Origin of the sequence: Maribellus sp. YY47 (genome assembly GCF_023111095.1) — a bacterium.
GTDB lineage: Bacteria > Bacteroidota > Bacteroidia > Bacteroidales > Prolixibacteraceae > Draconibacterium.
Genome location: NZ_JALGYW010000024.1, coordinates 43,869 through 69,393 on the forward strand (window position 1 = coordinate 43,869; position 25,525 = coordinate 69,393).

23 protein-coding genes are annotated in these 25,525 nt (G+C 44.4%); 15 read left to right on the forward strand and 8 right to left on the reverse strand.

What is annotated here, in order from left to right:
• Positions 1-276 precede the first annotated feature (276 nt).
• The 5 genes from lpxK (at position 277) to MR764_RS17125 (ending at position 4,808) form a co-directional block, all read left to right on the forward strand.
• Entirely contained in the window at positions 277-1,383 is a 1,107-nt protein-coding gene (gene lpxK / locus MR764_RS17105; RefSeq protein WP_247980666.1) for a tetraacyldisaccharide 4'-kinase, read from the forward strand.
• On the forward strand, positions 1,322-2,137 hold the full coding sequence (locus MR764_RS17110) for a purine-nucleoside phosphorylase (protein ID WP_247980667.1): 816 nt from the start codon (positions 1,322-1,324) through the stop codon (positions 2,135-2,137). The genes lpxK and MR764_RS17110 overlap by 62 nt, the downstream gene beginning before the upstream one ends.
• Positions 2,138-2,204: 67 nt before the next feature.
• Positions 2,205-3,152, forward strand: a complete 948-nt coding sequence (locus MR764_RS17115; protein ID WP_247980668.1) for an SMP-30/gluconolactonase/LRE family protein — start codon at positions 2,205-2,207, stop codon at positions 3,150-3,152.
• Positions 3,153-3,158: 6 nt separating this feature from the next.
• Complete coding sequence (locus MR764_RS17120; RefSeq protein WP_247980669.1) at positions 3,159-3,863, forward strand: PrsW family glutamic-type intramembrane protease; 705 nt, start codon at positions 3,159-3,161, stop codon at positions 3,861-3,863.
• Positions 3,864-4,808, forward strand: coding sequence for a pyridoxal-phosphate dependent enzyme (locus MR764_RS17125; RefSeq protein ID WP_247980670.1), 945 nt, complete (start codon positions 3,864-3,866; stop codon positions 4,806-4,808).
• 458 nt (positions 4,809-5,266) lie between these two features.
• Here MR764_RS17125 and cls read toward each other — a convergent pair whose 3' ends face one another.
• Positions 5,267-6,712: a cardiolipin synthase gene (gene cls, locus MR764_RS17130; RefSeq protein ID WP_247980671.1), complete on the reverse strand. Its 1,446-nt coding sequence runs from the start codon at positions 6,710-6,712 to the stop codon at positions 5,267-5,269.
• Positions 6,713-6,810: 98 nt separating this feature from the next.
• Between cls and MR764_RS17135 the strand changes: the two genes are divergently transcribed.
• On the forward strand, positions 6,811-7,221 hold the full coding sequence (locus tag MR764_RS17135) for a DUF6146 family protein (protein ID WP_247980672.1): 411 nt from the start codon (positions 6,811-6,813) through the stop codon (positions 7,219-7,221).
• Here the strand turns inward: MR764_RS17135 and ribD are convergent.
• Positions 7,218-8,270: a bifunctional diaminohydroxyphosphoribosylaminopyrimidine deaminase/5-amino-6-(5-phosphoribosylamino)uracil reductase RibD gene (gene ribD / locus MR764_RS17140; RefSeq protein ID WP_247980673.1), complete on the reverse strand. Its 1,053-nt coding sequence runs from the start codon at positions 8,268-8,270 to the stop codon at positions 7,218-7,220. The genes MR764_RS17135 and ribD overlap by 4 nt on opposite strands.
• 39 nt (positions 8,271-8,309) lie before the next feature.
• On the opposite strand from ribD, the gene prmC reads away from it, so the two are divergent.
• Complete coding sequence (gene prmC / locus MR764_RS17145) at positions 8,310-9,149, forward strand: peptide chain release factor N(5)-glutamine methyltransferase (protein WP_247980674.1); 840 nt, start codon at positions 8,310-8,312, stop codon at positions 9,147-9,149.
• Positions 9,150-9,245: 96 nt separating this feature from the next.
• Positions 9,246-10,313, forward strand: a complete 1,068-nt coding sequence (locus MR764_RS17150) for an endonuclease/exonuclease/phosphatase family protein (protein ID WP_247980675.1) — start codon at positions 9,246-9,248, stop codon at positions 10,311-10,313.
• On the opposite strand, the gene MR764_RS17155 is transcribed toward MR764_RS17150, so the two are convergent.
• Complete coding sequence (locus MR764_RS17155) at positions 10,310-11,245, reverse strand: bifunctional riboflavin kinase/FAD synthetase (protein WP_247980676.1); 936 nt, start codon at positions 11,243-11,245, stop codon at positions 10,310-10,312. The two genes, MR764_RS17150 and MR764_RS17155, sit on opposite strands and share 4 nt — an antisense overlap.
• Before the next feature lie 266 nt (positions 11,246-11,511).
• Here MR764_RS17155 and MR764_RS17160 point away from each other — a divergent pair, with 266 nt between their 5' ends.
• From MR764_RS17160 to MR764_RS17170, 3 genes are read left to right on the forward strand one after another with little or no spacing between them, the layout of a single operon-like run.
• On the forward strand, positions 11,512-12,666 hold the full coding sequence (locus tag MR764_RS17160) for a TlpA disulfide reductase family protein (RefSeq protein ID WP_247980677.1): 1,155 nt from the start codon (positions 11,512-11,514) through the stop codon (positions 12,664-12,666).
• A gap of 21 nt (positions 12,667-12,687) precedes the next feature.
• Positions 12,688-13,437: a UDP-2,3-diacylglucosamine diphosphatase gene (locus MR764_RS17165; protein WP_247980678.1), complete on the forward strand. Its 750-nt coding sequence runs from the start codon at positions 12,688-12,690 to the stop codon at positions 13,435-13,437.
• 23 nt (positions 13,438-13,460) lie between these two features.
• Complete coding sequence (locus tag MR764_RS17170; RefSeq protein WP_247980679.1) at positions 13,461-14,543, forward strand: ketoacyl-ACP synthase III; 1,083 nt, start codon at positions 13,461-13,463, stop codon at positions 14,541-14,543.
• A gap of 81 nt (positions 14,544-14,624) precedes the next feature.
• Here MR764_RS17170 and MR764_RS17175 read toward each other — a convergent pair whose 3' ends face one another.
• Positions 14,625-15,287, reverse strand: a complete 663-nt coding sequence (locus tag MR764_RS17175) for a uracil-DNA glycosylase (protein WP_247980680.1) — start codon at positions 15,285-15,287, stop codon at positions 14,625-14,627.
• 168 nt (positions 15,288-15,455) lie between these two features.
• Here MR764_RS17175 and rmuC point away from each other — a divergent pair, with 168 nt between their 5' ends.
• Positions 15,456-16,805 carry a DNA recombination protein RmuC gene (rmuC, locus tag MR764_RS17180; RefSeq protein WP_247980681.1) on the forward strand — a complete coding sequence of 450 codons (1,350 nt, stop codon included), beginning with the start codon at positions 15,456-15,458 and terminating at the stop codon, positions 16,803-16,805.
• Positions 16,806-17,113: 308 nt separating this feature from the next.
• Positions 17,114-19,366, forward strand: a complete 2,253-nt coding sequence (locus MR764_RS17185) for a hypothetical protein (RefSeq protein ID WP_247980682.1) — start codon at positions 17,114-17,116, stop codon at positions 19,364-19,366.
• 424 nt (positions 19,367-19,790) lie between these two features.
• Here MR764_RS17185 and MR764_RS17190 read toward each other — a convergent pair whose 3' ends face one another.
• The 4 genes from MR764_RS17190 to MR764_RS17205 all read right to left on the reverse strand — a co-directional run bounded on the left by MR764_RS17190 (position 19,791) and on the right by MR764_RS17205 (position 22,577).
• Entirely contained in the window at positions 19,791-21,134 is a 1,344-nt protein-coding gene (locus tag MR764_RS17190) for a dihydroorotase (RefSeq protein ID WP_247980683.1), read from the reverse strand.
• A gap of 144 nt (positions 21,135-21,278) precedes the next feature.
• Positions 21,279-21,707 (reverse strand): ORF6N domain-containing protein, encoded by a 429-nt coding sequence (locus tag MR764_RS17195; protein ID WP_247980684.1) that lies wholly within the window; start codon positions 21,705-21,707, stop codon positions 21,279-21,281.
• A gap of 3 nt (positions 21,708-21,710) precedes the next feature.
• Positions 21,711-21,824 (reverse strand): ORF6N domain-containing protein, encoded by a 114-nt coding sequence (locus tag MR764_RS17200; RefSeq protein ID WP_247980685.1) that lies wholly within the window; start codon positions 21,822-21,824, stop codon positions 21,711-21,713.
• A gap of 18 nt (positions 21,825-21,842) precedes the next feature.
• On the reverse strand, positions 21,843-22,577 hold the full coding sequence (locus MR764_RS17205) for a polyprenol monophosphomannose synthase (RefSeq protein ID WP_247980686.1): 735 nt from the start codon (positions 22,575-22,577) through the stop codon (positions 21,843-21,845).
• Between the two features lie 287 nt (positions 22,578-22,864).
• On the opposite strand from MR764_RS17205, the gene MR764_RS17210 reads away from it, so the two are divergent.
• Together MR764_RS17210 and MR764_RS17215 are read left to right on the forward strand one after the other, a co-directional pair.
• The gene (locus tag MR764_RS17210; RefSeq protein ID WP_247980687.1) at positions 22,865-24,643 is read left to right on the forward strand and encodes a carbohydrate-binding domain-containing protein; all 1,779 of its coding nucleotides are present in this window, start codon (positions 22,865-22,867) and stop codon (positions 24,641-24,643) included.
• Positions 24,644-24,702: 59 nt separating this feature from the next.
• Positions 24,703-25,500, forward strand: coding sequence for a polyphosphate polymerase domain-containing protein (locus tag MR764_RS17215; RefSeq protein ID WP_247980688.1), 798 nt, complete (start codon positions 24,703-24,705; stop codon positions 25,498-25,500).
• The last annotated feature ends 25 nt before the right edge of the window (positions 25,501-25,525 follow it).

Consider the following 25,525-nt stretch of genomic DNA (forward strand, 5'->3'; position numbering starts at 1 on the left):
TTTATTTCTTATTTTCTGGCTTCTTTCAAATTCATATTTGTGTATAAAAGGTAGCTACAAGTAAAGAAAGACGATTGGCAAGTGGATCGAAGCAAATCGAGATCAACTATTTGGGTCGTGGCTTCTTTTGGGGGCTAATCATCTTTCCCTTCAGGGAAGGGAAAGACAGGAGATAGGGTAAAACAAGCCATAATAAATCAACTTTCATTCTTATGGGTGATTTCCGGGAATCATGATTGTTTTATTATCTTCGTCAGTCAAACAGAAATCAAATACATGTTAAAAATCCTGTTGTATCCTTTTTCCTGGTTGTACGGTCTGGTGGTATTTATCCGGAACAATGCTTACGATTTAAATCTCCTGAAATCAAGGGAGTTTGGTGTGCCGGTGATTTCCATTGGGAATATTACCGTTGGGGGAACAGGTAAAACTCCGCATGTGGAATACCTGGTGGGGTTGTTGAAGGAAAAATACCGGGTGGCGACATTAAGTCGCGGATACAAGCGCAGTACCAAGGGATTTCGTTGGGTGGAAACAACTTCCACTGCCCTTGAGGTGGGCGACGAGCCTTTGCAGATTAAACACAAGTTTGCCGATGTAACGGTTTCGGTTTGCGAAAACCGCGTGGATGGTGTGGAGCAATTGCTGAGTACGGACGATGGTATTGTTCCGGATGTGGTGTTGCTCGACGACGCTTTTCAGCATCGCCGGATCACCCCGGGAATCAATATTTTGCTGATCGACTACAACCGCCCGGTAAAAGATGATCACCTGCTGCCCCTGGGGCGTTTACGCGAAAGTACCCACCAAATGCGGCGGGCCAATATTATTATTTTCACCAAGTGCCCCGATGAGGTAACACCCATTATGCGGCGTGTTCTTCAGAACGATGTGGGGCTGCTTCCGTATCAGAGTCTGTATTTCACGAAACTTGAATATGAAAAACTGGTTCCTGTTTTTGGCGGGAAGCGTCTCGGAAAATCGTTGTACGAAGAGCGTAAATATGCCCTGCTGGTGGTTACCGGAATTGCGGCGCCACAGCCGATGTTGAATTATTTGGGACGTTTTTCGGGACAGGTGGAAAGCCTTTCGTTTAGCGATCATCATAATTATTCGCACGACGATATTCAGAAGATTGAAGCCCGGTTTGCATCGATGGATGCAGAAAAAAAGATAATTGTCACAACCGAAAAGGATGCCATGCGTTTGAAAGATAGCGGCTACCTGAGCGAAGACCTCAAGGCCGTATGGTACTACCTTCCGGTAAAAGTGAGTTTCCTGGAAGAAGAGAAGAAATCGTTTAACAAGAAGATATTAAATTATGTTGGAGAAAATAAAAGCAACCGCGAATTACATAAAAGAAAGAATTCAGGCCAGTCCTGAGGTAGGAATTATTTTGGGGACCGGTTTGGGTGGTCTGGTCAAAGAGATCGAGATCATCGATTCGATTCCGTATACCGAAATTCCGGATTTCCCGCTGTCAACAGTTGACGGGCACGCCGGACGACTGATCTACGGCAAGCTGGGCGACCGCGAAGTGCTGGCCATGCAGGGGCGCTTTCACTATTACGAAGGCTACAACATGAAAGAAGTAACCTTCCCGGTGCGCGTGCTGAAATACGTGGGAATTACGCATTTGTTTGTTTCGAATGCCAGCGGTGGTTTGAATCCCGACTGGAAAGTGGGCGAGATTGTGATCATTAACGACCACATCAACCATTTTCCGGAGCACCCTTTGCGGGGGAAGAACGATATGGAACTGGGACCGCGTTTCCCCGATATGAGCAAGTGCTACAACAAACGCCTGCGGAACAAGGCAAAACTGATTGCGGTGGAACACAACATCGATGTCAAGGAAGGAGTTTATGTGGGAGTGTCGGGGCCTACTTTTGAAACCCCCGCTGAATACAGGATGTTCCGCATATTGGGTGGCGACATGGTTGGCATGTCAACGGTTCCCGAAGTAATTGTGGCGGTGCACATGGGCTTGAAAGTGTTTGGTATTTCCATCGTTACCGACAGCGGAGTTCCGGGCGAAATTGTGGAAATTTCGCACGAAGAAGTTCAGGAAGTGGCCATGAAAGCCGAACCCAAGATGACCCTGATTATGCGTGAGCTGATTAAAAGCATATCGTAGTTCAGAGTTCAAAGTTCAGAGTATTGGGGTGAAAATGAGGAAAGCATAATGGTTAAAATACATCGGTATGAAAAATAAAATTGGCCTTATTTTTTTCGTTTCACTGATTTGGTTGAGTTGCTCAACGCCAACATCAAACGAGGTGGAACTGGTGATCGATTCAAAGTCGGAACTCGGAGAAGGTGCGATCTGGAATTACCGGACCGGCGATCTGATGTGGGTAAACATTAAGGGAAAGATACTGAATTTTTACAACCCCGAAACCGGCTTTAACAAGGAAATGCTGACCGGACAGATGGTGGGCACTGTTGTCCCTACAGAATCAGGAAAGGTTTTGGTGGCCCTGCAAAATGGTATTTACAGCCTCGATCCGGAAACGGGGAGTAAAACATTGCTGGCGGATCCCGAAGCCGACAAACCCGATAACCGTTTCAACGACGGGAAATGCGACCCGGCGGGAAGGTTATGGGCCGGAACCATGAGCCTGGTTGGCGCCAAACAGGCAGGTGCCTTGTACCGCTTCGATCCGGATACTTCTGTTCATAAAATGGTGGATGGCGTTGGAACTTCGAACGGAATTGTGTGGTCGGCCGACAAAACACGAATGTATTACATCGACACCCCCACGCGAAAAGTGATGGGCTATGATTACGACAACGAAACCGGAGATATCAGTAATCCGAAAGTAGCGGTTGAAATTCCTGATGGAGCCGGATATCCCGATGGAATGACCATCGATGCTGACGGGAATTTGTGGGTGGCCTTGTGGGGAGGATCAGCTGTGGGCTGTTTTAATCCCGAAACCGGTGAACTGATCCGGAAAATTGAGGTGCCTGCAAAAAACGTAACCTCCTGTGCTTTTGGTGGCAACGATCTCGGCACCCTGTACATCACTACGGCGCGCGAATCCACCAGCGAAGAGGAACTGCAGCAATTTCCGCATGCAGGTGGCGTTTTCAGTATACGGCCAGGCGTAAAAGGAGTGAAGGCTTTTTTCTTTAACGATCTTCAATAAACTACAATGAACCTGTTGATCCTTGCACTGGCACCGGTTGTAATCGTGGCGGCTTACATTTATTTTCGGGATAAGTACGAGAAAGAACCTGTTCGGTTGCTCGCTTTTGCCTTGCTGGCGGGAGCGCTTACCGTTATCCCGATAATGCTTGTAGAATCTGTTTTGAGTGGACTGGGAGCCGGACTGCCGCATTATCCTGCGGCGGCGTGGAACGCTTTTGTGGTAGCCGCTTTTTCGGAAGAAACCTTCAAGTACATTGCGTTGTACCTGCTGATCTGGAAAAGCCCCGAGTTTAACGAGAAGTTCGACGGTATCATTTATGCTACCTATGTGTCGCTTGGATTCGCAGCAGTCGAAAATATTCTATACGTCACCGGGGGAGGTGTGGGCACCGGTATTTCCAGAGCGCTGACAGCAGTTCCGGCACACGCTATTTTTGGTATTACCATGGGCTTCTTTTTCGGGCTGGCACGTTTTTACGAAAAGGAAAGCCGCGCCCTTAAACAAAAAGCGCTGTTGTTCCCGATCCTGTTGCACGGCGTTTACGATTTTATCCTTTTTACCGGGCTGGCCTGGCTCACGTTGGTTTTTGTCGCCTTTGTTGTTTTCCTGTATATTATCGGGTTAAAACGAATGCGCGAACTTTCGCGAATTTCAATTTACAATACCGATTACCAGTTGCTGAACGAAAAACTTTCTAAACCAGAATAAATGGATCTACCTGTTTACAGCGATGTTGTCAAAGCACACGAAATTGTAAAAAAATACGCGCACCGGACTCCGGTTCTCTCGTCTTCCGGCATCAATAAAATGGTAGGGGCTGAATTATTTTTTAAGTGCGAGAATTTTCAAAAAGTGGGCGCCTTTAAATTCAGGGGAGCCTGCAATGCTGTTTTTTCGCTTTCGGAGGAGGAAGCAGCGCACGGTGTGGGAACCCATTCTTCCGGAAACCATGCGGCGGCGCTGGCACTGGCGGCCAGTATGCGCGGTATTGCGGCTCATATTGTAATGCCTGTCAACGCTCCCGAAATTAAAAAGAAAGCGGTGGCCGGATATGGCGCGAAAATTACCTTTTGCCAGCCAACATTGGAAGCCCGCGAAAGTACGCTGGCAGCTATTATTGAAGAAACAGGTGCAACCGAAATTCATCCCTACAATAATTTTAATGTAATTGCCGGACAGGGAACAGCTGCCAAAGAACTGATCGAAGACAAAGGTGAGTTTGATCTGATTCTGGCGCCCGTTGGTGGCGGAGGTTTGCTTAGTGGAACGGCAATCTCAACCGAACATTTGCTTCCGGCTTGTCGGGTAATTGCGGCAGAGCCTGCCGGCGCCGACGATGCTTTTCGATCTTTTCAGAACAAAACCCGTGTTCCTTCGGTGGAACCCAAAACCATTGCCGATGGGTTACTTACCTCGCTGGGTGAACGAAATTTTGCCATTATTCTGGACAAGGTGGACGACATTGTTACGGTTTCCGAGGAAAACATTATAGCTGCCATGCGATTGATCTGGGAACGGATGAAAATCATCATCGAACCATCATCGGCAGTTCCGCTGGCGGCTATCCTGGAAAAGAAAGTAAACGTTCAGAATAAAAAAGTAGGGATCATTCTTTCGGGTGGAAACCTCGATTTGGGAAGTTTGCCGTTTTAGATGATAAGTTTTCATTTGGCGGTAGTATGTCGGAGAAGCCACCTTAAAGATTAATCGGATACTCATTAAAACGAAACTGCTGATCGAAACTCCACATTAGGTCATAATTATTTGCACAAATCAGCTCGAAGGCCATGGCTAATAGCTTGTAGCTAGTAATTTAAAACATTGGCGCTGCTGCTACATGGGCCAGCGATTCACTGAATTTTATTTCACGCTGATCGCGCAGATTTCAGCAAATTTTATTTCACCCAAATGGATGGATCATTTTCTGTGTAAATCTGCGGTATCTGTGTGCTGTTGAATTAAGACACTCCTTAAAAGTACGATATCCTGCCTTCTTGTATTCCTTCCGTATAGATTCCTCTACCGCTTCCCGTAATCGAATTTTATCTCCGATAATTATCGTTTGCACAAATCAGCTCGAAGCTCGCGGCTAATAGCTTGTAGCTAGCAATTTAAAACATCGGCGCTGCTACATGGGCCAGCGATTCACGGAATTTGTCTAAGACAGGCCGTTCCTGCCATTGCAGCAGACTAACTTCTTCCGATTTTTCCAGGTCGTTCAGAAAATGTGTTTCCAGTTCTGCCGAAAACTCCCTGCTGTATAAAAAAGCATTGGCTTCGAAATTGGTTTCAAAGCTGCGGAAATCGAAGTTACTGGTTCCGATCGTAGAAAAGCTGTCGTCGACCAGCATGTATTTACTGTGAATAAACCCGGCTTTAAACAGGAAAATACGAACGCCGGCTTCGAGTAATTCCTCGACATACGAAAAAGTACACCACTTCGAAAGGCGGGCATCCGATTTTTCGGGAATAATAATCCGCACATCCACTTGGCTGAGTGCTGCAGTTTTTAGCGCCATCAGCATTTCTGCCGGCGGCATCAGGTAAGGCGTAACCAGGTACACCCGTTTTCGGGCGTTTACGATGGCTGCAAAGAACGCCTGTGCGATTCCTTCCCAATCGTAGTCGGGTCCTCCGGCGCAGATTTGGATCGGGATTCCGGGAGCTTCGCTAAACACCGGGAAATATTTTCGGCCTACAATATTTTTCTGCGAAACAAAGAACCAGTCGGCAGCAAATATAATTTGCAATGTGGCAACGGCGTCGCCTTCAATTTTCAGGTGCATGTCGTACCACGGACCGGCTTTCGGGATTCCGTTCAGGTAATGGTCGGCAATATTCACTCCCCCGATAAACCCGGTTTTACCATCAATCACAACGATCTTCCGGTGGTTGCGGTAGTTCACTTTCGAGGTTAAGCGCGGGAAACGAACTTCCATAAACGGATAAATTTCAATGCTGTTTTCACGCAATTCGCGGTAGAATTTTTTTTTGAGTTCCCAGCTTCCCACATCATCCACAATTACCCGTACTTCCACGCCCTCGGCACGTTTTTTCAGCAAGAGTTCTTTTAGCCGGGTTCCGATGACATCGTCGGCCAAAATGTAATATTCCAGGTGAATGTGGTGTTTCGCTTTTCCGATTGCTTCAAAAAGTGCCTTGAACGTGTTTTCTCCGTTCACCAGTATTTGGGTTGTATTGCCCGTGGTCAGCAGAGCGTTGGAACTATTCAGCATCAGCCGAATGATATTCTGAAATTCAGAAACTTCTTTTGGTTGTTCAATTTGTTTAAACTGACGCAATTGCTGGGCGCTTATTTTTCTCACTTCTTTCAACCCTTTCAGTCCCCTGACCGAAAACATTTTTCGTTTGCGGTATTCCTGCCCAAACACCAGGTAGAACAGTACGCCGAAGATGGGAAGCAGAATTAACGCAAGTATCCAGGCTGCCGTTTTGTAAGGGGAACGTTTTTCGAGAATGATCATTATGGCGACAGGTATTGCCGTGATCATAAATGCGAAATAAAACCATCCGAAATATTGGCTCCAGTCGAACATTTTTAACAAATTTGTGTGAACATAAAAGTCTGAATTTTGAGTTATAAAAACAATATTCAGACTAATTTCGTATCACAGACTGGTTAAAGATAAATAAAATGAAACGGCTATTCTTACTCCTGTTGGTGTTGGTTGGATTGTTTGCCTGCAAAATACAAAGAAAGGCAGTGGAAGTGAATAAGAGTAATGTAGAGGTGAATGCACAGGATTCGGTGGAATATGATGTGGAGACCTTTGATCAGAAATTTGAAACCTGGTATATGCTCCATAATACGTCGGCCAAATATCGTTCGCAGAGTTATTACGAAGACTGGAACCACCAGTATGTTTCGGCCTGGAATGCTAAATGTGCAAGTCCGTCGCGAAACTGGCAATTTGAACCGGTAATTGGCTACGAGCCCGGCGAGGATTACGGATTTGAAATGAACCACAAACTCTTTTACTACTTTATGTATGTGGAGCATGTGTTGAAAATCGAAATTATTCCCAACGGGCCGAGGAATTATTAACCTGGATTTTGGTTTCGGACAAGCTTCAAAACATCTTGTCCGATGATTTCTGTTGTAGCTTCGCTTAAATCGAGTGCCGGAGCCGGAACACCGCTTCCAAATTTTTTGGGTCCCGTATAAACCTGGGCTTCGTCCCAAAGATTTCGATCGATAAAGCTTTGTAGCAATTGTCGGCCCCCTTCAACAATCAGCGATAAAATATTTTTCTGATAGAGAACTTCCAGTATTCGGGGAAGCAGTTTTTTGTCAAAATCAACCGCAATGAATTCGGTATTTTCCCGGACTTCGTTTTCGGTGGCATTAAAAACCAGCGTAGGTGTTGATTGATCAAAAAGTTTTAGATTTTGTGAAAGACGCAGGTTTTGGTCGAGCACAATGCGCAGCGGATTTTTTCCTTCGCAGTGACGAACGGTAAGCGACGGATCGTCTTTTTCGGCCGTGTTGGTTCCCACCATAATAGCATCTTCTTCGGCGCGAAGTTGATGTACGCGAACCAGCGCGTCGTTTCCGGTGATCCAGGTAGGTTCGCCAAAATCAGCAGCGTTGCGTTTTACGTCGATAAAACCGTCCTGAGTTTGTGCCCACTTCAGAATTATGTATGGCCTTTGTTTCTGGTGAAACATAAAAAAGCGTTTGTTGATGTCCCTGCATTCGCTTTCCAGCACCCCCAAGGTCACTTCAATTCCGGCTTTTTTAAGTTTTTCGATTCCTCTGCCCGCAACTTTGGCAAAAGGATCGATGGTACCGATCACCACTTTGGGTATTTTTTTCTCAACGATCAGATCGGAGCAGGGCGGGGTTTTTCCAAAATGAGCACAGGGCTCGAGAGTTACATACAGGGTACTTTCGGTTAAAAGTTCTGGTCTGGCAACCGATCGGACAGCGTTTACCTCGGCATGTGCCTCGCCGTAACGTTGGTGATAACCTTCGCCGATAATGGTGTTGTTGTGCACGATCACACATCCTACCATCGGATTGGGAGAAACCGAACCGGCTCCTTTGCGGGCCAGTTCCAGGCAGCGCTGCATGTATTTTTCGTGGGTGCTCATTTAGCCGGAAAAATTAACTTTGTAGCGCAAAAGTAAACAATGCAGTCCACTATTCAATACATCGAATCGCAATTGAACGGATTCTATCCTTCTTCCGAAATCAGCGCATTTGTGCGGCGGATCATGGAATCGGTATTTGATTTGTCGTACACCGATATGATTTTGCAGAAGGATCGGGTTTTTGATTTACATGAAAAGGAACGGGTGCACCACATTGTGGAACGCCTGAAAACCTACGAACCCCTCCAATATATTTTAGGTGAAACTGAATTTTACGGGTTAGGGCTCAAAGTGAGTCCGGCTGTGTTGATTCCGCGTCCCGAAACCGAAGAACTGGTAAACTGGATTCTGGAAAGCAATCTTGCGGAGAATGCCCGGATCATGGATATAGGAACCGGAAGCGGATGTATTGCACTGGCGTTGAAAGCTGGAGCTCCACAAACATCTGTTATGGGAGTTGACGTTTCGGAAACGGCTTTGGAAATGGCCGAAAGCAACGCTGCCCAAAAACAGCTCGATGTTGCGTTCAGAAAGGCCGATATTCTGCGATGGGACGAATACGCCTGGGAAATGCAGGATGTAATTGTCAGTAATCCGCCGTATGTAAGGGAAAGCGAGAAAGCGCAAATGGAAGCCAATGTGTTGAAATACGAACCCGACGGTGCTTTGTTTGTCAGCGACGACGACCCGCTGGTTTTTTACCGCACCATTGCCGGTTTGGCGTTGAAATATCTCAAACCGGATGGACTTTTGTTTTTCGAGATCAATGAAAATCTTGGAAATCAGATGATTGAGATGCTTCGGCAGATGGGGTTTCATGACCTTGAGCTAAGACAAGATATAAACGGCAGAAACCGAATGATGCGTTGCAAGAAGTAAAATTGCACGAATTGTATTATTTTGGTGGCATCAAAAACAACGTTTCGCGACGTTGTTCGTTTTGTAGAGTAACAGTAAACCAACTAATAAAAATAGGTGCGAAAGACCGTCAGAAATATAGTCCTGCTTTTCAACTTCCTGGTTATCCTGGGGTTGATACTTTCCTATTTATCGGTTTATATATCTCCCGAAAAATACTGGATGCCTGCCTTGTTTGGACTTGCCTATCCTTTTTTCCTGTTCGGCAATATTGCTTTTATTGTGTTTTGGCTGGTTTTCAAAAAAAGATTTGCGCTTTTTTCGCTGCTCGCCATTTTGCTTGGATTTGGATTTTTAGGTCGTTTTTATCAATTCAGCGGAGCAAGTTCGGAGAGCAGTGATATTAAGGTTTTATCTTACAATGTCCGACATTTTACGGGTGGCGACGATAAGAGCGCCCGAAAACTAAATGCGGCAGATTTTGTGTCATTTTTTGCAGAGCAGAAAGCCGACATCATTTGCCTGCAGGAGTCGCGTTTGCGCAGGAACAATGTTTTTAACCTGGCAGAAACGGTTAGTAAACTCGAAAATATTAAACATTACCAGTTTGCGAGTTCCAGTTCCACATTCGGATCGGTAACCATGACACGCTTCCCGATTGTTGATATGGGTGAAATTAGGTTTGAAGGCACCCGGAATATCAGCATTTATACCGATGTAAAGGTGGAGACAGACACCATTCGGATTTATAATATTCATTTGCAGTCGTACCACATCGACCGACACAATTATGCGATGCTTGAAGCAGCGGATACCGAGGAGGAAATGCGAAAAGAGGCGGCAAAAGTGTTGCTGAAACAAATGCGTGATGGCTGGAAAATGAGAGCCGTTCAGGTGGAAGCTATTCGTAAACATATGGATGAGTCGCCTTATCCGGTAATTGTTTGCGGCGATTTTAATGATTCTCCCGCGTCGTATTCGTACCAAACATTGAGTAAAGGCATGGAAGATGCGTTTATCAACTCCGGAAAAGGAGTGGGGCGGACCTATGTTGGCGATTTGCCGTCGTTCCGTATCGATTACATTCTTTACAGTAACTCAATGAAAGCGTATAATTTCGAAACGATTGACCTGCCTTATTCCGATCACTTGCCGGTTAGTTGCGATCTGGTGATCACACATTAAATGTGTTTCAGGATTTCGATGGAAGCTTCTTTGTCGCGCCGGAGTTGTTCAACCAATGCATCAATTCCGGAAAATTTCTGCTCGTCGCGTATTTTATCGATAAAATTCAGGGTAATCTTTTTGCCGTAAATGTCTTCCGAGAAATCAAAAATATTGACTTCAATACTTCGGTTGTCGGCATTTTTGTTAAACGTAGGGCGCGTCCCAATGTTGAGCATTCCCTTGTGGAGCTGATCGTCAATCTCAACCGTTACGGCGTAAACTCCGTAGCCCGGGATAATTTTGTGTTTGTCGGAAGCTTCGATGTTGGCGGTGGGGAAACCCAGTTTACGCCCCAGTTGTTTGCCGCCCACAACGGTGCCGTGTAAGGTAAATTCGTGCCCGAAATAGTGATTGGCTTTGCGAATATCGCCGGCTTGCAAGGCCGCTCTGATTTTGGTCGAACTGATATTGTCGTCGTTAACGGCCAGCGCATCCATTCGTTCTACGCTGAAATTGTATTTTTCCCCACATCGCTGCAAATATTCAAAACCGCCCTTCCGGTCTTTTCCAAACTTGTGGTCGTAGCCAATCACCAAACATTTGGTGCCGATCTGTTCCACCAGGATCTTTCGAACAAATTCTGAATATTCCATGGCGGCAAATTCCTTGCTAAACGGATAAATAATAAGATGATCGATTCCGTATTTTTCAAAAAGTTTTGTCTTTTCTTCTTTGGTAGTCAATAGCCGGAGGCTGGATTCGTTGGGCGAAGTGATCACCCGCGGGTGGGGATAAAAAGTAAATACCACGGTTTCTCCGTTCATCTTTCCGGCTAGATCTTTTAGCTTGTCCAGAATAAGTTGGTGCCCTTTGTGTAACCCGTCGAAAGTACCGATGGTAACCACCGGAGTCCGGGCTGCAAAGTTTTCAAGAGAGTGGTAGATTTTCATTTTACAAACCTATTGAAAAATTTTAACGGATGCATATTCTGCGGCGGGTGAGCCTTTAAAACTTTGGCAAAAATAAATTTACAAAACAGAAAATTGAAGGAAGTTGTGCTTGAATTTCACCAAAGTACCAAATGTTCTTTTGATTTTAGTTGAAAGACAATCAGATAGGTGAGTCCGAATTTGTACTTTAAAATATGTTATTTTAAGATGCAGGCTGTTTTTACTGTATTCAATTTTATTAAATTTACGGCCTTTAAATATTTGGAATGACAAACAGGATATTGTTTTTATTGATAGCAGCTGTAGTTATTTTCGGAAGCTGCTCGAAATCAGATAATCAGTTTACAATTAGCGGAGTGATCACCCACGCTGCAGGCGATACAATTTATTTGGAAGAGGTTCACACCGCTACCGTGAAACCGGCTGACAAAGTAAAAATAAACAAAGACGGGGAATTTAAATTTAAAGGAACCGTTAGTTTGCCCACCTTTTATCTGCTAAAGCTTAACAACAGCAAGTTTATCACCCTCCTGGTTGATTCTACCGATAATGTGGTAGTGAAAGCTGATGCGGCAAATTTTCATCGTGAATATAACGTAAGTGGTTCGATCGGATCGCAACAGGTTCGGATGTTGGATCGTCACCTGAGAAAGACACAGTTGAAGCTCGATTCGCTGGAATCGTTGAATAAACTTTACGACGGAAACCCGGATTATGATGATGTTCGTCCGAAATGGGTAGAACAATACGACAGTATCGTTCAGGAGCAGATTGATTTTTCAACCAACTTTGTTCGCGAAAATCCTTTTTCGATGGCCAGTGTTTGGGCCTTGTACCAGAAATTTTATAACAACCAGTATATTATTCACGATTTACAAGTGATGAAAACGGCTGCTTCTGCATTGAATGCGGTGTATCCAAATTCGGAACAGGTGAAGGCTTTGTACAACAACACCCTTCAGTTTATTCGGGAACAACAGGCACAGCGCATGCAGCAATGGATCGAAGAGCAGGGAACCAACAGTCCGGAACTGGTTTTACCCGATCAAAACGGTAAAGAAATAGCACTCTCTTCGTTAAAAGGGAAAGTGGTTTTGCTGCAATTTTGGGCCGCAGTCGACAGAGGCTCGCGTATTCAAAACCCCGTTTTGGTTGAATTGTATGAAAAATACAAACGCAAAGGCTTTGAAATTTACCAGGTTAGTGTCGATGATAATCGTGCCGAATGGGTAGATGCCATCGACAAGGATCAGTTGAAATGGACCAATGTGGGGGATATGAAAGGCAGCGTGATTGCTACGCAGGTTTTCAATGTTCCGGGTGTTCCATTTAATTACCTGCTCGATCAGGAAGGTGCAGTAGTTGCCCGCAATCTTCAGGGGCCGGCGCTTGATAAGGCGATTGGCAGCCTGCTGAAATAGAATCAGAAAAATGAATATACCTTGTCTGAAAAAGGGTTGATATATTTTGTTTCCGATGTTCATCTTGGGGCTCCGGCCCTGAAAAATAACCGGGAACGTGAATTGTTGTTTGCCCGGTGGCTCGATGAAATCAAAGACGATGTGGCCGAGTTGTATTTAATGGGCGACATTTTTGACTTCTGGTACGAATACCGGAAAGTTGCTCCCCGTGGATTTACCCGGATATTAGGGCGAATTGCAGATCTTACCGACAGGGGAATTCCGGTTCATTTTTTTACGGGAAATCACGATGTGTGGGTATTTGATTACCTGGCCGAAGAAATCGGGGTAATGGTTCATCACGAGCAACTGATCACCGAAATCAGGGGAAAGAAATTTTTCCTGGCACACGGAGACGGTCTCGATGCTGCCGATAAAGGATATTTGTTCCTCAAAAAGATATTTACATCAAAGATTTTACAGTGGCTGTTTTCCCGGGTACATCCCAATGCTGCCTTTGCGCTTGCGCATAAGTGGTCAGCTTCCAGTAGGTTGTCAAAAAATGATTATGAAGATGATTTTATGGTAGTTCAGGATGGAATGTATAAATTTGCCGCTGAATTTTTGAAGAATAACCCGGTTGACTATTTTGTAATGGGACACCGGCATCGTCTGGTGAATAAGGAAATGGATGATAAAACCCGTTTTATTTTACTGGGCGACTGGATCAAAAGCTTCTCGTACGGGGTTTTTGACGGAGAAAAATTTGAATTGAAAAAATACAAAGGATAGAGCTGCGGCTGAGAAGAAGGATTATGGCAAAAGAAAGATACACAAGAATTATTGGCACCGGTAGTTACCTTCCGCCAACGATCATCAAAAACACTCATTTTCTGAAAAATGAGTTTTATACACCAGGCGGAGAAAAGATTACGGATAAAACCAATGAGGAAATCATTCAGAAGTTTCGGGAAATTACCAATATCGAGGAACGCCGTTATGTGGCCGAAGATCAGGTAACTTCTGATATTGCTGCATTGGCTATCGAAAATGCATGCAAATCGGCCGGAATATCGAAAGAAAGCCTGGAATTTATTATTGTTTGCCACAACTTTGGCGACATTGTGGAGAACAATAAACGAATTGATACTTTGCCCGGCTTGGCCAATAAAGTAAAGCAGAAACTGCACATTAAAAATCCGAAAAGCATTTGTCACGATGTGGTTTCCGGTTGCCCGGGATGGACACAGGGAATGATTGTTGCTGACGCCTACATCAAAAGCGGTTTTATGAAACGCGGTGTTGTTGTCGGTGCCGATGTGCTTTCGCGGGTTTCCGATCCGCACGACCGCGATTCCATGATTTATGCCGACGGTGCAGGTGCCACTGTGGTTGAGCTTATCGAAAGCGAAGAACCAACCGGTATCATCTCGCACGCAAGCCGGTCTGATTCTGTTCAATACGGTAATTTATTGACCTTTGGAACATCGAGCAATCCCGATTTTGGGAGCGATGAACTTTTCATAAAAATGACCGGACATAAGCTTTATATCTATGCCATCACCACTGTTCCCGGGGTGGTAAAAGAAAGCATCGAGCTTGCCGGAATTGAATTGAGCGACATTAAAAAAGTCTTTATTCATCAGGCCAACGAGAAAATGGATGAGGTAATTCTGGCAGGTGTATTTAAACTTTACGGCGAAAAGGAAATTCCGGAAGGAATTATGCCGATGAGTATCCGTAAACTTGGAAATTCATCTACAGCCACTGTTCCTACACTGATCGACCTTGTTGCAAAAGGGAAAATGGAAGGCCAGGAGATTAACGAAGGCGATTATACCATTTTCTGTTCAGTTGGTGCGGGTATGAATATCAATTCCATCGTTTATAAATGGTAAGTTGAGTTAAAAGTTTAGTGTTCAGGGTTCAGTGGAAAAAGCTTTACCCTGAACTTTAAACGTTGAACACCGAACTTCAGGCTACCAACTTATAGGTTTCAGCCCGTTCTGCTGAAGAAATTCGTTTGTTTTGCTGAAATGCTTGTTCCCAAAAAATCCACGGCTTGCCGATAGCGGAGAAGGGTGAACCGACGTGAGAACGAGGTGCTTGCTTTCGTCGATCAGTCTTTGTTTACTGATGGCATAATTTCCCCACAATAAAAAAACCAGGTGTTCCTTTTGGTCGCTGGCAATTTGAATAGCTGCATCGGTAAATTCTTCCCAGCCTTTTTTCTGATGCGATCCTGCCTGATGTGCGCGTACCGTTAAGGTGGCATTCAGTAATAACACACCTTGTTGTGCCCAGTTGGTGAGGTTACCGCTTTTCGGAATTTCCTTACCCACATCATCTTGCAACTCCTTAAAAATATTTCTCAGGCTGGGCGGAAACGGAATGCCATCGTTTACCGAAAAACACAGTCCATGTGCTTGTCCCGGTCCGTGATAGGGATCTTGTCCGAGAATCACCACTTTTAACTGATCGAACGGACATTGATCAAACGCATTAAATATCAGCTTTCCGGGAGGGAAAATCCGGTGAGTGTTGTATTCTTCCTTTACAAAACCGATAAGATTTCTGAAATATTCTTTTTCGAATTCGCTGTATAAGTGCGCTTTCCAGCCCGGTTCTATCTTTACATCCATCGTTTCAGATTTAAACATGAACGAAAATAACAAATTATGCCGAAAAGAGCCGGATGCTTATGGTACAGTACGTTTTGTTTTGCAAAGGTTTTTATCTTTTTAAAAGGTGACATCGATACTCCCGACTTGAGCACAAATTTGTATTTTTAGCTTTCAAATACACATTACATGGAAATCGTTTATTTGTTGGTGGGATTGGCTGTTGGGGCGGCTGCCGTATATTTTGTTTTCAACTCGAAGCTTCAGAAAGCACAGGCAGAGGCTGAAAGAAGCATGCTTGAAAAGGAAAAGGAACTGAGTAATCAGAATATCGAAACCGAAAAGCAGCGGCTGGTTTGGGAAGAACGGTACAACTCGCTTAAATCTGATAGTGAAGAGTGGAAAGCTGAAATGTCAAATCTGAGAGAAGAAAACAAAGCTTTGAATGTTCAGCTGGAAAGTGTAAAAGTGCAGTTTCAGAATCAGGAAAAGAAACTTCAAGATCAAAAACAAGAACTGGAAGAACTGCAAAAGAAATTTACCACTGAATTTGAAAATATCGCTACTAAAATTCTGGAGAAAAACAGCGAGAAATTTACTGCAGCCAACCAGAAAAACATTGGTGAAGTGTTAAATCCGCTAAAAGAAAAGATTCATCAGTTTGAGCAAAAAGTAGAAAATACTTACCAGAAAGGACTGAAAGACCAAACCGAACTTCGTGCCGAGTTGCTTAAACTTTACGATTTGAACAACAGAATAAGCGAAGAAGCCAGCAACCTGACCAAAGCCTTAAAAGGCGATGTGAAAAAACAGGGGAATTGGGGCGAAGTGGTGCTGGAGCGTATTCTGGAACGGTCGGGATTGAACGAAGGGGAGCAGGGCTACCAAAAACAGTTTGCCGATACCACCGACGACGGGAAAAGAATACAACCCGATATTGTCATCAACCTCCCCGACAACAAGCACATTATTGTTGACTCAAAAGTTTCGCTTATCGCCTACGAGCGTGCCGTGAATGCAGAGAACGAAGAACAGCGGCAAAAGTTTGTAAAAGACCATCTGCTGAGTTTGAGGGCGCATATTAAAGGCTTGAGCGAAAAGCACTACCAAACGGCCAGCAAATTAAATTCGCCCGATTTTGTGTTGTTGTTTATCCCGATTGAAGCATCGTTTAGCGTAGCGGTACAGGAAGATCAGGAGTTGTTTTCGTATGCGTGGGATCAAAAAGTGGTGATGGTGAGTCCGTCTACCTTACTGGCGACCCTGCGTACCATTTCCTCGATATGGCAACAGGAAAACCAAACCCGAAATGCCATCGAAATAGCCCGGCAAAGTGGCGCATTGTATGATAAGTTTGTAGGATTTGTTTCTGATCTTGATAAACTGGGAAACAACCTGAACACCACGCGTAAAACCTACGACGATGCAATGAGTAAGTTGAAGGATGGCCGTGGAAACCTGATCCGATCGGTAGAAAACATTAAAAGACTTGGCGCCAAAGCTACCAAGGAACTTCCCCGTAATTTACTGGATGAATAAACGTGATGCCTTTCCTGGTTGCAGGTATTGAGTTCGAATCATTAATTTATCCCGAATTAAGTAATGAAAAGTACAGGTATGTCAGGTTTGTAATCGATGAACTTTGGCAAAGTTCACCGTCGCTTTTTGTTGCAGAAATAAAATTCTGGGGAAAATATAATTGATACTTTAACCTATTACCTGGCGGGATTACTTTTATCTGGCTATCTTACAAGGCTTTTTGAATTAAGCCAACTTGCAGAGAGGCTAGCTTTGCAGGTGAGTTGGCGATATAAACTTAATTCCGTCATTTTTAACTAAAAAAAATTATGAAACTATTTGTTGGTTTGTTTGTACTGATGAGCACTGTTTTATCATCGTTCGCGCAGGATGATGCAAACAGTGGGGAAGACATTGTTATCGAGAATGAACTGTTTAAGTTGACTGCCGGAAGCGACGGGACTTCGAAGAGTCTGGTGTTGAAGGCGACAAACGAAGAATGTTTAATCGAAGGGGAGAATATCCCGATGTTCTCGGTTACCCAGGAACGTCCTTATCATAACGAAATTAAGTTGGCGCATCCCAACAAAAAGATGACCTTTCAAGCCAACTCATTAAAAAGAGAAGGGGCTAAATTGATCGTCGGGTTTGAGCTGGTTCCCTACGATGCGGTCATCCGGATTAAGGAAACTGCCGATTATATCAGTTTTACGTTTGAAGATTTTATTGTTGAACCCGGAGCATATCCGGGGTATATGAAAATTACCCCTCCGCCGACAACCGAGTTGTGTTTTTTACAGTTGCCGGTAAAGAACCGGGAGCATTTTGGTGAATGGCTGAATGTGAGCTGGGACGAAAAAGTGGCGGTCAACTTGTTGGGAACGGCGCCGGAAACCCGCATCGACTCAGAGAAACGTAAGGGATACCGTATCCTGAAAGCAGAAGCAGAAAAAGAAATAAAACTGAAAGGCGTGGAGGCAGCTTTAATCGTTTGTCCTGCCGATGAACTTCTGGATAAAATTGCCAGAATTGAAGAGGATTACAATCTTCCGAAAGGTGTGAAAAGCCGCCGTGATCCCCAAACCAAATTATCGTATTACTGGACCCAGGATGTAAATCCCGGAACCCTTCAGCAGCACCTGAAGTACGCTGCGATGGGAGGATTTCATAATATGATGATTTATTACCCTTCGTTTATCGACAGCTGGGGCTATCGGAAACTCGGTGATTATGACTGGAACCGGAAATTGTTTCCGAATGGGAAAGAGGATGTAAAAAAGATGCTGACCAGGATTGAGGGCGAGGGGATAGTTCCCGGGTTTCACTTTCTGCATTCGCATATTGGGCGCGACAGCAGGTATGTTACACCAAAAACCGACCACCGGCTCAACCTGCTTCGGCATTTTACCCTGTCGGAACCGCTGGGCGAAAGCGATACGGTTGTTTTTGTGGAGCAGAATCCACTGGGAACAACAATGGCCGATGGCTGCAGGGTGCTTCGGATGGGGCATGAACTTATCTCGTATAAAGGATATACAACTACGCGTCCGTATAAATTTACGGGTTGCGTCAGGGGAATTGATAAAACAACAATCGGCGCACAACCCGAAGGATATATTTTTGGTCTGCTGGATGTGAGTGAGTTCGGAGCCACAAGTATTTATGTTGACCAGAACTCGGATTTGCAGGATGAAATTGCAGAAAAGCTGGCCGATATCTATGATGCTGGTTTCAAATCGGTTTATTTTGATGGATCAGAAGGCGTAAATCCTCCTTTTTGGTATCATGTGGCAGCAGCGCAATACCGGGTTTTCAGCCGTTTGAATCCTGAACCCCTCTTTGCCGAAGGGGCAGCCAAAACCCATTTTAGCTGGCACATGCTCAGCGGTGGAAATGCTTTCGATGTTTTTGCCCCGGAAATTCTAAAAGAGGAAACCCGAAAATGGCCCGCCGAAGAGGCTCCCCGCATGCAGGAAGATTTTACCCGGATTAATTTTGGCTGGCTGGGGTATTTTGTTCCTTCCGAAAATACCGTTGGTACACAACCCGACATGCTTGAGTTTGTGACCAGCAGGGCCGCAGCCTGGGATTGCCCGGTATCGTTGCATGCAAGCCTTCAGAAATTTGAAGCGCATGCGCGGACTCCTGACAACCTCGAAGTTTTGAGAAGATGGGAAGAAGTGCGGGTAAAAAACTGGCTGACGGACGAACAAAAACACATGCTGAGAAACCTGGAACAGGAGCATATTCTGTTGCTGAATGAACAGAAAGAGTTGGAGTTGCTGCCTTATGATCAGATTGAAAATGTGGCCGGTAGCAGCAAGGAAATACGGGCGTTTACCTTTCTTAGGGGCGAAGATCTGTATGTGGTGTACTGGCACATCTCGGGCAATAAAAAACTTGAGCTTCCGCTAAAAAAGTCAAATGTACAACTGTTCGAGAACCTTGGCGAAAAAGGGTCTGTTGAAACAGGTAAAGGTGTCGTTATCGTTCCTGCCGGCAACCGTCGCTATTTAAAAGTAAACAAACTAAGCCGGGAAGAGCTGGAGGAAGCATTTCTGAAAGCCAGAATTTTGGATTAAAAATATTTAAAGAGATAGAAGGGGTTAGGCATTCCTTTTATAACTGTGTATTTAAGTAACAGAATTACATGGTATTACTTTGCTGTGGAACAATGTAAATTAACGTTCTCTGTGTTTTGCCGGGTTATTTTGTGAAGTGGTGTCTCCTTTTGGGGAGAGTTAGAAGCATGATTTAAAAAAGTAATTTGGGTACATCGCCGATTGGGGGTGTACCCATTTTATTTGGCTGCAGTGTAAGTTCTACGATAGATTTTACCTTCTGAGTTGAAGTAACACTTTTTCTTCGGTGCAAAATTTTCCGAACTATTCCATCAAAAATGTATTCAGGAATCAAAAATAAACAAGCATCCAAAGGTTTTCTGAATCGGATAATAAACAACGAACAAATTAGGTTCGGCCCCCGTCCGGGGTACAGGGAAATCACCTAAACATTAAAACTGATCCTTTGTCCACGGATTGATTCAGAGATTTTTTCCTGATCATAAACTTTTTGCCCGTTAACAAAAGTGCTTACTACCTTGTTCGAGAATTTGGTGCCTTCAAACGGCGACCAGCCACATTTGTAGAGTATGTTTTCGGGAGCAACAATCCAGCTGTCTTCCGGATCTACCAGCACGAGGTCGGCAAAGTAGCCTTCCCGAATGTAGCCTCTTCTGTCTATCCGGAAAAGATCTGCAGGTGCGTGGCACATTTTTTCGATTACTTTTTCGACGGATATAAAACCTTTTTTGCTCATCTCGAACATCGCTACAAGCGAATGTTGAACCAGAGGGCCACCCGACGGCGCTTTAAAGTAAGTGTTCGATTTTTCTTCCAGCGTGTGCGGTGCATGGTCGGTGGCTATCACATCAATTTTGTCGGCAAGCAGGGCTTCCCAAAGCGCTTCCTTGTCCTTTACGCATTTAATCGAAGGATTCCATTTAATCCGGGTGCCATGATCGATGTAATCCCGTTCGTCGAACCAAAGGTGATGCACGCAAACTTCAGCTGTTATTTTTTTATCCGCGACTTTTCCGGGAGAGAACAAACTCATTTCCCTGGCCGATGAGAGATGAAGAATATGTAAGCGTGTATCAAACTTTGAAGCCAGTTCAACCGCTTTTGACGATGAAATATAGCAGGCTTCATCGCTTCTGATGTGGCAATGCCGCGAAATCGGTACATTTTCGCCATAGCGCTGGCGGGCAATTTCAGTGTTCTTTCTGATGGTCGCTTCGTCTTCGCAATGAGTAGCCACTAAAGTAGGGGCATGTTTAAATATTTCGGAGAGCGTTTTTTCATCATCAACCAGCATATTTCCGGTGGAGGAACCCATGAAGACTTTAATCCCGCAAACTTTTGTTGGATCGGTTTTCAGTACTTCATCGAGGTTGGTGTTGGTGGCGCCCATAAAGAACGAATAATTGGCTGCCGAAACCTGGGCTGCGCGGTCGTATTTTTTCTGAAGTTCTTCCTGGGTAACAGCTTGTGGGTTGGTATTGGGCATCTCCATGTAGGTGGTTACTCCTCCGGCAACCGCCGCACGGCTTTCTGTGGCAATCTCTCCTTTGTGTGTTAAACCCGGCTCCCGGAAATGAACCTGATCGTCAATCGCTCCGGGGATCAGCAGCAAACCTTCTGCATCGATTACCTCCATCTGAGAGGTATCCAAATCTGCAGGAATCACATGTGGGAAAATCCTGTCAATGCTTTCTCCGCTAATGAGAACACTTCCTTTAAATTTTACCCCTTCGTTTACTATGGTTGCGTTTTTGATTAAAGTCTTCATTTTGCCGGCTTTTTTTGAGTACAACAAAGTTAGTGATTTGATGTTTGCTTTTTTAGAATTTTCTTATCGAATCCGGGATAGTAGGTAAGTTGAAGGTAGCAAATAACGGCTCGTTGTATTGTTTTGTGTGTTTGCCTGCCTGAACTAATCTTCACGGTTCCTTTTGTAGCCGATTAATCTTCTTGGTTGCGGGTTATCGTGTTTTTCAATTAGCTCATCTAAATAGTTAAATACGAGTTCGATGTTTTTATCTTGATTGGCCAGTTTCTTTTTGATTTCCCCGATTTCGAGCTTGATACTTAAATTGCTGGTCGGCATTTCACGAATCCGTGTAAATATCCGCATAATCTGGATATTCACTTTGATGGCCCGTTCGCTGTTCAAAACACTTGAAAGCATCAAAACTCCATGTTCTGTAAATACATTGGGGAGTTTACGGCGTCCTCCCCAATTTGATGTCGCAAATTGCGACTTCAAGTTTTTAAATTCAACCTCTGACAGTTGAAACATAAAATCTTTCGGAAATCTTGAAATATTTCGTTTTACCTGTTCGTTTAAGCGTCTTGTTTCCACACCTTACAATTCTGCAAGATCGCTGTCGAGCATTACTTTTTGTTCCCTGATCAAATATATTTTAGTCATAATAATTTCATCGGGGAGCATCAAATCGTTTTTGGGTTGTTCGGGCATTAGTTTTTATTTGGGTACTTATTCTTTTCTTTCGTATTTGCGCGTCCAGCTCCTAATTTTCATTTTAAGCACCCCCCAGAGTGCTTCGTTGAAAATTCCTCCGCTCATTTTGGAGGTTCCTTCTTTCCGGTCGGTGAAAACGATGGAAACTTCCTTGATAACAAAGCCAAATTTCCAGGCGGTGAATTTCATTTCTATCTGGAACCCGTAGCCGATAAGTTTGATGGCATCCAAATCGATGGTCTCGAGCACTTTTCTGCGATAGCAAACAAAACCAGCGGTAGTATCGCGAACTTCCATTCCGGTAGCTATGCGCACATACATCGATGCAAAATACGACATCAGTACGCGTCCCAGTGGCCAGTTTACCACATTGATCCCGGTAATATAGCGTGATCCGATAGCTACATCTGCGCCTTCTTCAATAGCCGCGAAAAGCCGAAGCAGATCGTCGGGGTTGTGCGAAAAATCGCAATCCATTTCGCAAATCGCTTCATAGTCGCGTTCAAGCGCCCATTTAAATCCGGCAATGTAGGCCGTCCCAAGTCCGAGCTTTCCTTTTCGTTCCAGGATGTGGAGCTTCCCGTCGAATTCCTTCATCAATCGTTTAACGATATCTGCAGTTCCGTCGGGCGAATTGTCTTCGACAATCAACAGGTGAATAGGCTTTTCGAGGGAGAAGACTTTGCGGATCATCTTTTCCACATTTTCCTTCTCATTGTAAGTGGGAATGATAACCAGATTTTTTGACACAGCTTATTTTGTTTGTAGTTGAAAAGCGAATTTACAATATTTTATCGGTTATTTGCGCAGGCATTCATTTCAAACCCTTGCCAACACAGTATTTTCAGTAAATACTTCCATCTTCTGAGTAAAAAACAGGATGAAAAAGTAGGGTTGTTTTCATAGCGCTTGTATAAGCTAATGTGTTGCACATAATAGGTGTAAATGCGTAGGAAGAGATAATCGAACGGAGCGTGAAACTCTTGTTAAGTGATTCCACTCCGGATTATTGTATTACAACGAAATTCAAAGGAGATATGAGAAAAGTTCAATTTTTCGTACTGGCTTTTGGTTCAGTTATGTGGGCAGCCTGTAACGGTTTGTCTACCGATTTTGATGAGGAAGATGACAACACCACAACGGAAAAAGTGGATAACGAGGAGAGCATTGACGATGCCATGGCCAACAACAGCGGAGATCATGACGCTGCCTCCGATTATGTTTGGAATGCTTCGGACGTGGTTGCTATTACGATGGATGGCACTTCGGTAACCGAGAATTCGGATAATGTAAGTGTTACATCGGGAAAAATCATCATTAGCGCTGCCGGGGATTACAGTTTTACCGGAACACTGAACGATGGTCAAATTTGGGTGGAGACAGAAGAGGATGGCATTGTTCGCTTGATTCTGAACGGAGCCAATATAACGAGTTCTTCGAGTGCTCCCGTTTATGTAAAAAGCGCTGAAAAAGTATTAATTGCACTTAACGCAGGAACCTCGAATGTGTTGACCGACGGAAGTTCTTACAAATACGACAATGCCGATGCCGAGGAACCCAACGCTGCAGTGTTTAGCAAATCCGATCTCACCATTTTTGGACCGGGATCGTTGCAGGTGAATGCCAATTTCAACGATGGGATTACAAGCAAGGACGGACTGATTATCGCCAGCGGCAATATAAACGTAAATGCCGCAGACGACGGGATCAGGGGAAAGGATTACCTGATCATCAAAGACGGAAAATTTAACATTACTGCAGGTGGCGACGGATTAAAATCGGATAACGACAGCGACGACGAGAAAGGATACATTGGAATTACTGCCGGTACGTTTAACATCTCGGCCAGGGGCGATGCGGTTTCTGCCGAGACCGATTTGATGCTGACTTATGCTGAAATGGAACTGCTGACTACCGGAAGCGTTAGTGCTTACAGTAGCACATCATCAAAAGGACTAAAGGCGGGAGTAAATATTATTATTGATAACGGTGTTTATTCGATCACCAGTACCGACGATGCCATCCATTCCGATCAAACAATTACCATTAATGCAGGTACTTTTGAAATTTCTACCGGCGACGATGGAATCCATGCCGGTTTTGACCTGGAGATCAAAGATGGAAATATCAACATCACAAAATCGTACGAAGGGATTGAAAGTGCTGCCGGAGACGTAATCTTAAACGGAGGTACGATCCATTTAAAATCGAACGATGATGGTTTAAATGTTGCAGGTGGCGGCGATTCGATGATGGGTGGTGGTCGTCCCGGTGGCGGATGGGGAGGTCCCAGTCCTTCCTCAGGTAATTACTATCTGTACATCAATGGCGGATATTTATATCTGAATGCTTCAGGCGATGGGCTCGACTCAAATGGCTCGGTGGTAATGACCGGCGGTACTGTTTTAATTGACGGCCCCACCAACAATGGAAACGGTGCCTTGGATTACGATGGTTCATTCCAGATTACCGGCGGAACCATTATTGCCGCAGGTAGTTCGGGAATGGCGCAGGCACCCGCGTCCAGTTCTTCGCAGTATTTCGTTTTGGTGAAGTTTAACACCTCGTTGAGTGCAGGTACCTTGTTTCATGTTCAAAACAGCGATGGAATTGAAATTATCACGTACAAACCATCGAAAACTTATCAGTCGGTTGCCTTCTCTTCTCCCACTCTGAAAAAAGGTTCGGGATACGGGATTTACACCGGGGGAAGTTCAACCGGACAGGCAACCGATGGGCTTTACAGCGGAGGTACGTATTCCGGAGGAACGTTATACACCAGTTTTACAATTTCATCGATTTTAATGAATATGTAAAAAGTCGTTTGTACTTATGGATGAACTCACTATCTTGCACAACCACATTGCGTAGGCTCATGAATTACGACCACGAAATACTAACTCAAACCGCTGATGATGTTTCTTTTGCTGATGTTTTGTCAGAATTTGAGGCCATTTCACTTGATGAGATGGATCAGGTAAAACTGATGAATCGCTTTGACTCCAAGTTTTGTTTAACATCGGAAGAGCTTAATTCAATTTTTGAGGAAATTAAAAACGACTATTTTGTGCTCGAGGTCGAGGGTATCCGGAGTCAGCAGTACAACAGCATTTATTACGATACGCCCGATGATCAGTTTTATATTTCGCACCACAACGGACGCGCTAACCGGATGAAGTTGCGGAAACGCGAATACACCGATTCGGATATCGTTTTCCTGGAAATCAAACATAAAACCAACAAAGGGAAAACACGCAAAACCCGAATGGAGGTGAATGGCTTGGAACCGGAATTGAGTAGGGCTGAGAAAGAATATCTAAAGCAACATCTGCCAGCCGGGGAAACTGAACTCAAAGCCAAGTTTGGCACCTCTTTTCGACGAATAACACTGGTGAGCAGGAATTTTGACGAACGATGTACCATCGATACCGATTTGTGTTTCAATTCTTTTGGAACTAGCTCATCAAAATGCAAAGATTTTGCTATTATTGAGTTGAAAAGGGATGGGCAGAAATCACAGACCAAACTAGCCACCGTTTTAAAACAAAGAGGGATATACCAACAGAATTTTAGCAAATATTGCATCGGGAGAGCGATGAATGAAGCCGATCTAAAACGCAATCAGTTTAAGGGTACGCTCATGAAAATGGAAAAGCAGTTTGCACTTGTATGAGGGCTTTCGCTATTGTTCTTGAATA

Coding starts and splice junctions, on each gene's coding strand:
- MR764_RS17190 (WP_247980683.1), bottom strand. CDS start 21,134: ATGAAGACTTTAATCAAAAACGCAACCATAGTAAACGAAGGGGTAAAA.
- MR764_RS17155 (WP_247980676.1), bottom strand. CDS start 11,245: ATGAAAATCTACCACTCTCTTGAAAACTTTGCAGCCCGGACTCCGGTG.
- ribD (WP_247980673.1), bottom strand. CDS start 8,270: ATGAGCACCCACGAAAAATACATGCAGCGCTGCCTGGAACTGGCCCGC.
- MR764_RS17200 (WP_247980685.1), bottom strand. CDS start 21,824: ATGCCCGAACAACCCAAAAACGATTTGATGCTCCCCGATGAAATTATT.
- MR764_RS17210 (WP_247980687.1), top strand. CDS start 22,865: ATGAGAAAAGTTCAATTTTTCGTACTGGCTTTTGGTTCAGTTATGTGG.
- cls (WP_247980671.1), bottom strand. CDS start 6,712: ATGTTCGACTGGAGCCAATATTTCGGATGGTTTTATTTCGCATTTATG.
- rmuC (WP_247980681.1), top strand. CDS start 15,456: ATGGAAATCGTTTATTTGTTGGTGGGATTGGCTGTTGGGGCGGCTGCC.
- prmC (WP_247980674.1), top strand. CDS start 8,310: ATGCAGTCCACTATTCAATACATCGAATCGCAATTGAACGGATTCTAT.
- MR764_RS17215 (WP_247980688.1), top strand. CDS start 24,703: ATGAATTACGACCACGAAATACTAACTCAAACCGCTGATGATGTTTCT.
- MR764_RS17115 (WP_247980668.1), top strand. CDS start 2,205: ATGAAAAATAAAATTGGCCTTATTTTTTTCGTTTCACTGATTTGGTTG.
- lpxK (WP_247980666.1), top strand. CDS start 277: ATGTTAAAAATCCTGTTGTATCCTTTTTCCTGGTTGTACGGTCTGGTG.
- MR764_RS17185 (WP_247980682.1), top strand. CDS start 17,114: ATGAAACTATTTGTTGGTTTGTTTGTACTGATGAGCACTGTTTTATCA.
- MR764_RS17170 (WP_247980679.1), top strand. CDS start 13,461: ATGGCAAAAGAAAGATACACAAGAATTATTGGCACCGGTAGTTACCTT.
- MR764_RS17120 (WP_247980669.1), top strand. CDS start 3,159: ATGAACCTGTTGATCCTTGCACTGGCACCGGTTGTAATCGTGGCGGCT.
- MR764_RS17135 (WP_247980672.1), top strand. CDS start 6,811: ATGAAACGGCTATTCTTACTCCTGTTGGTGTTGGTTGGATTGTTTGCC.
- MR764_RS17160 (WP_247980677.1), top strand. CDS start 11,512: ATGACAAACAGGATATTGTTTTTATTGATAGCAGCTGTAGTTATTTTC.
- MR764_RS17110 (WP_247980667.1), top strand. CDS start 1,322: ATGTTGGAGAAAATAAAAGCAACCGCGAATTACATAAAAGAAAGAATT.
- MR764_RS17125 (WP_247980670.1), top strand. CDS start 3,864: ATGGATCTACCTGTTTACAGCGATGTTGTCAAAGCACACGAAATTGTA.
- MR764_RS17175 (WP_247980680.1), bottom strand. CDS start 15,287: ATGGATGTAAAGATAGAACCGGGCTGGAAAGCGCACTTATACAGCGAA.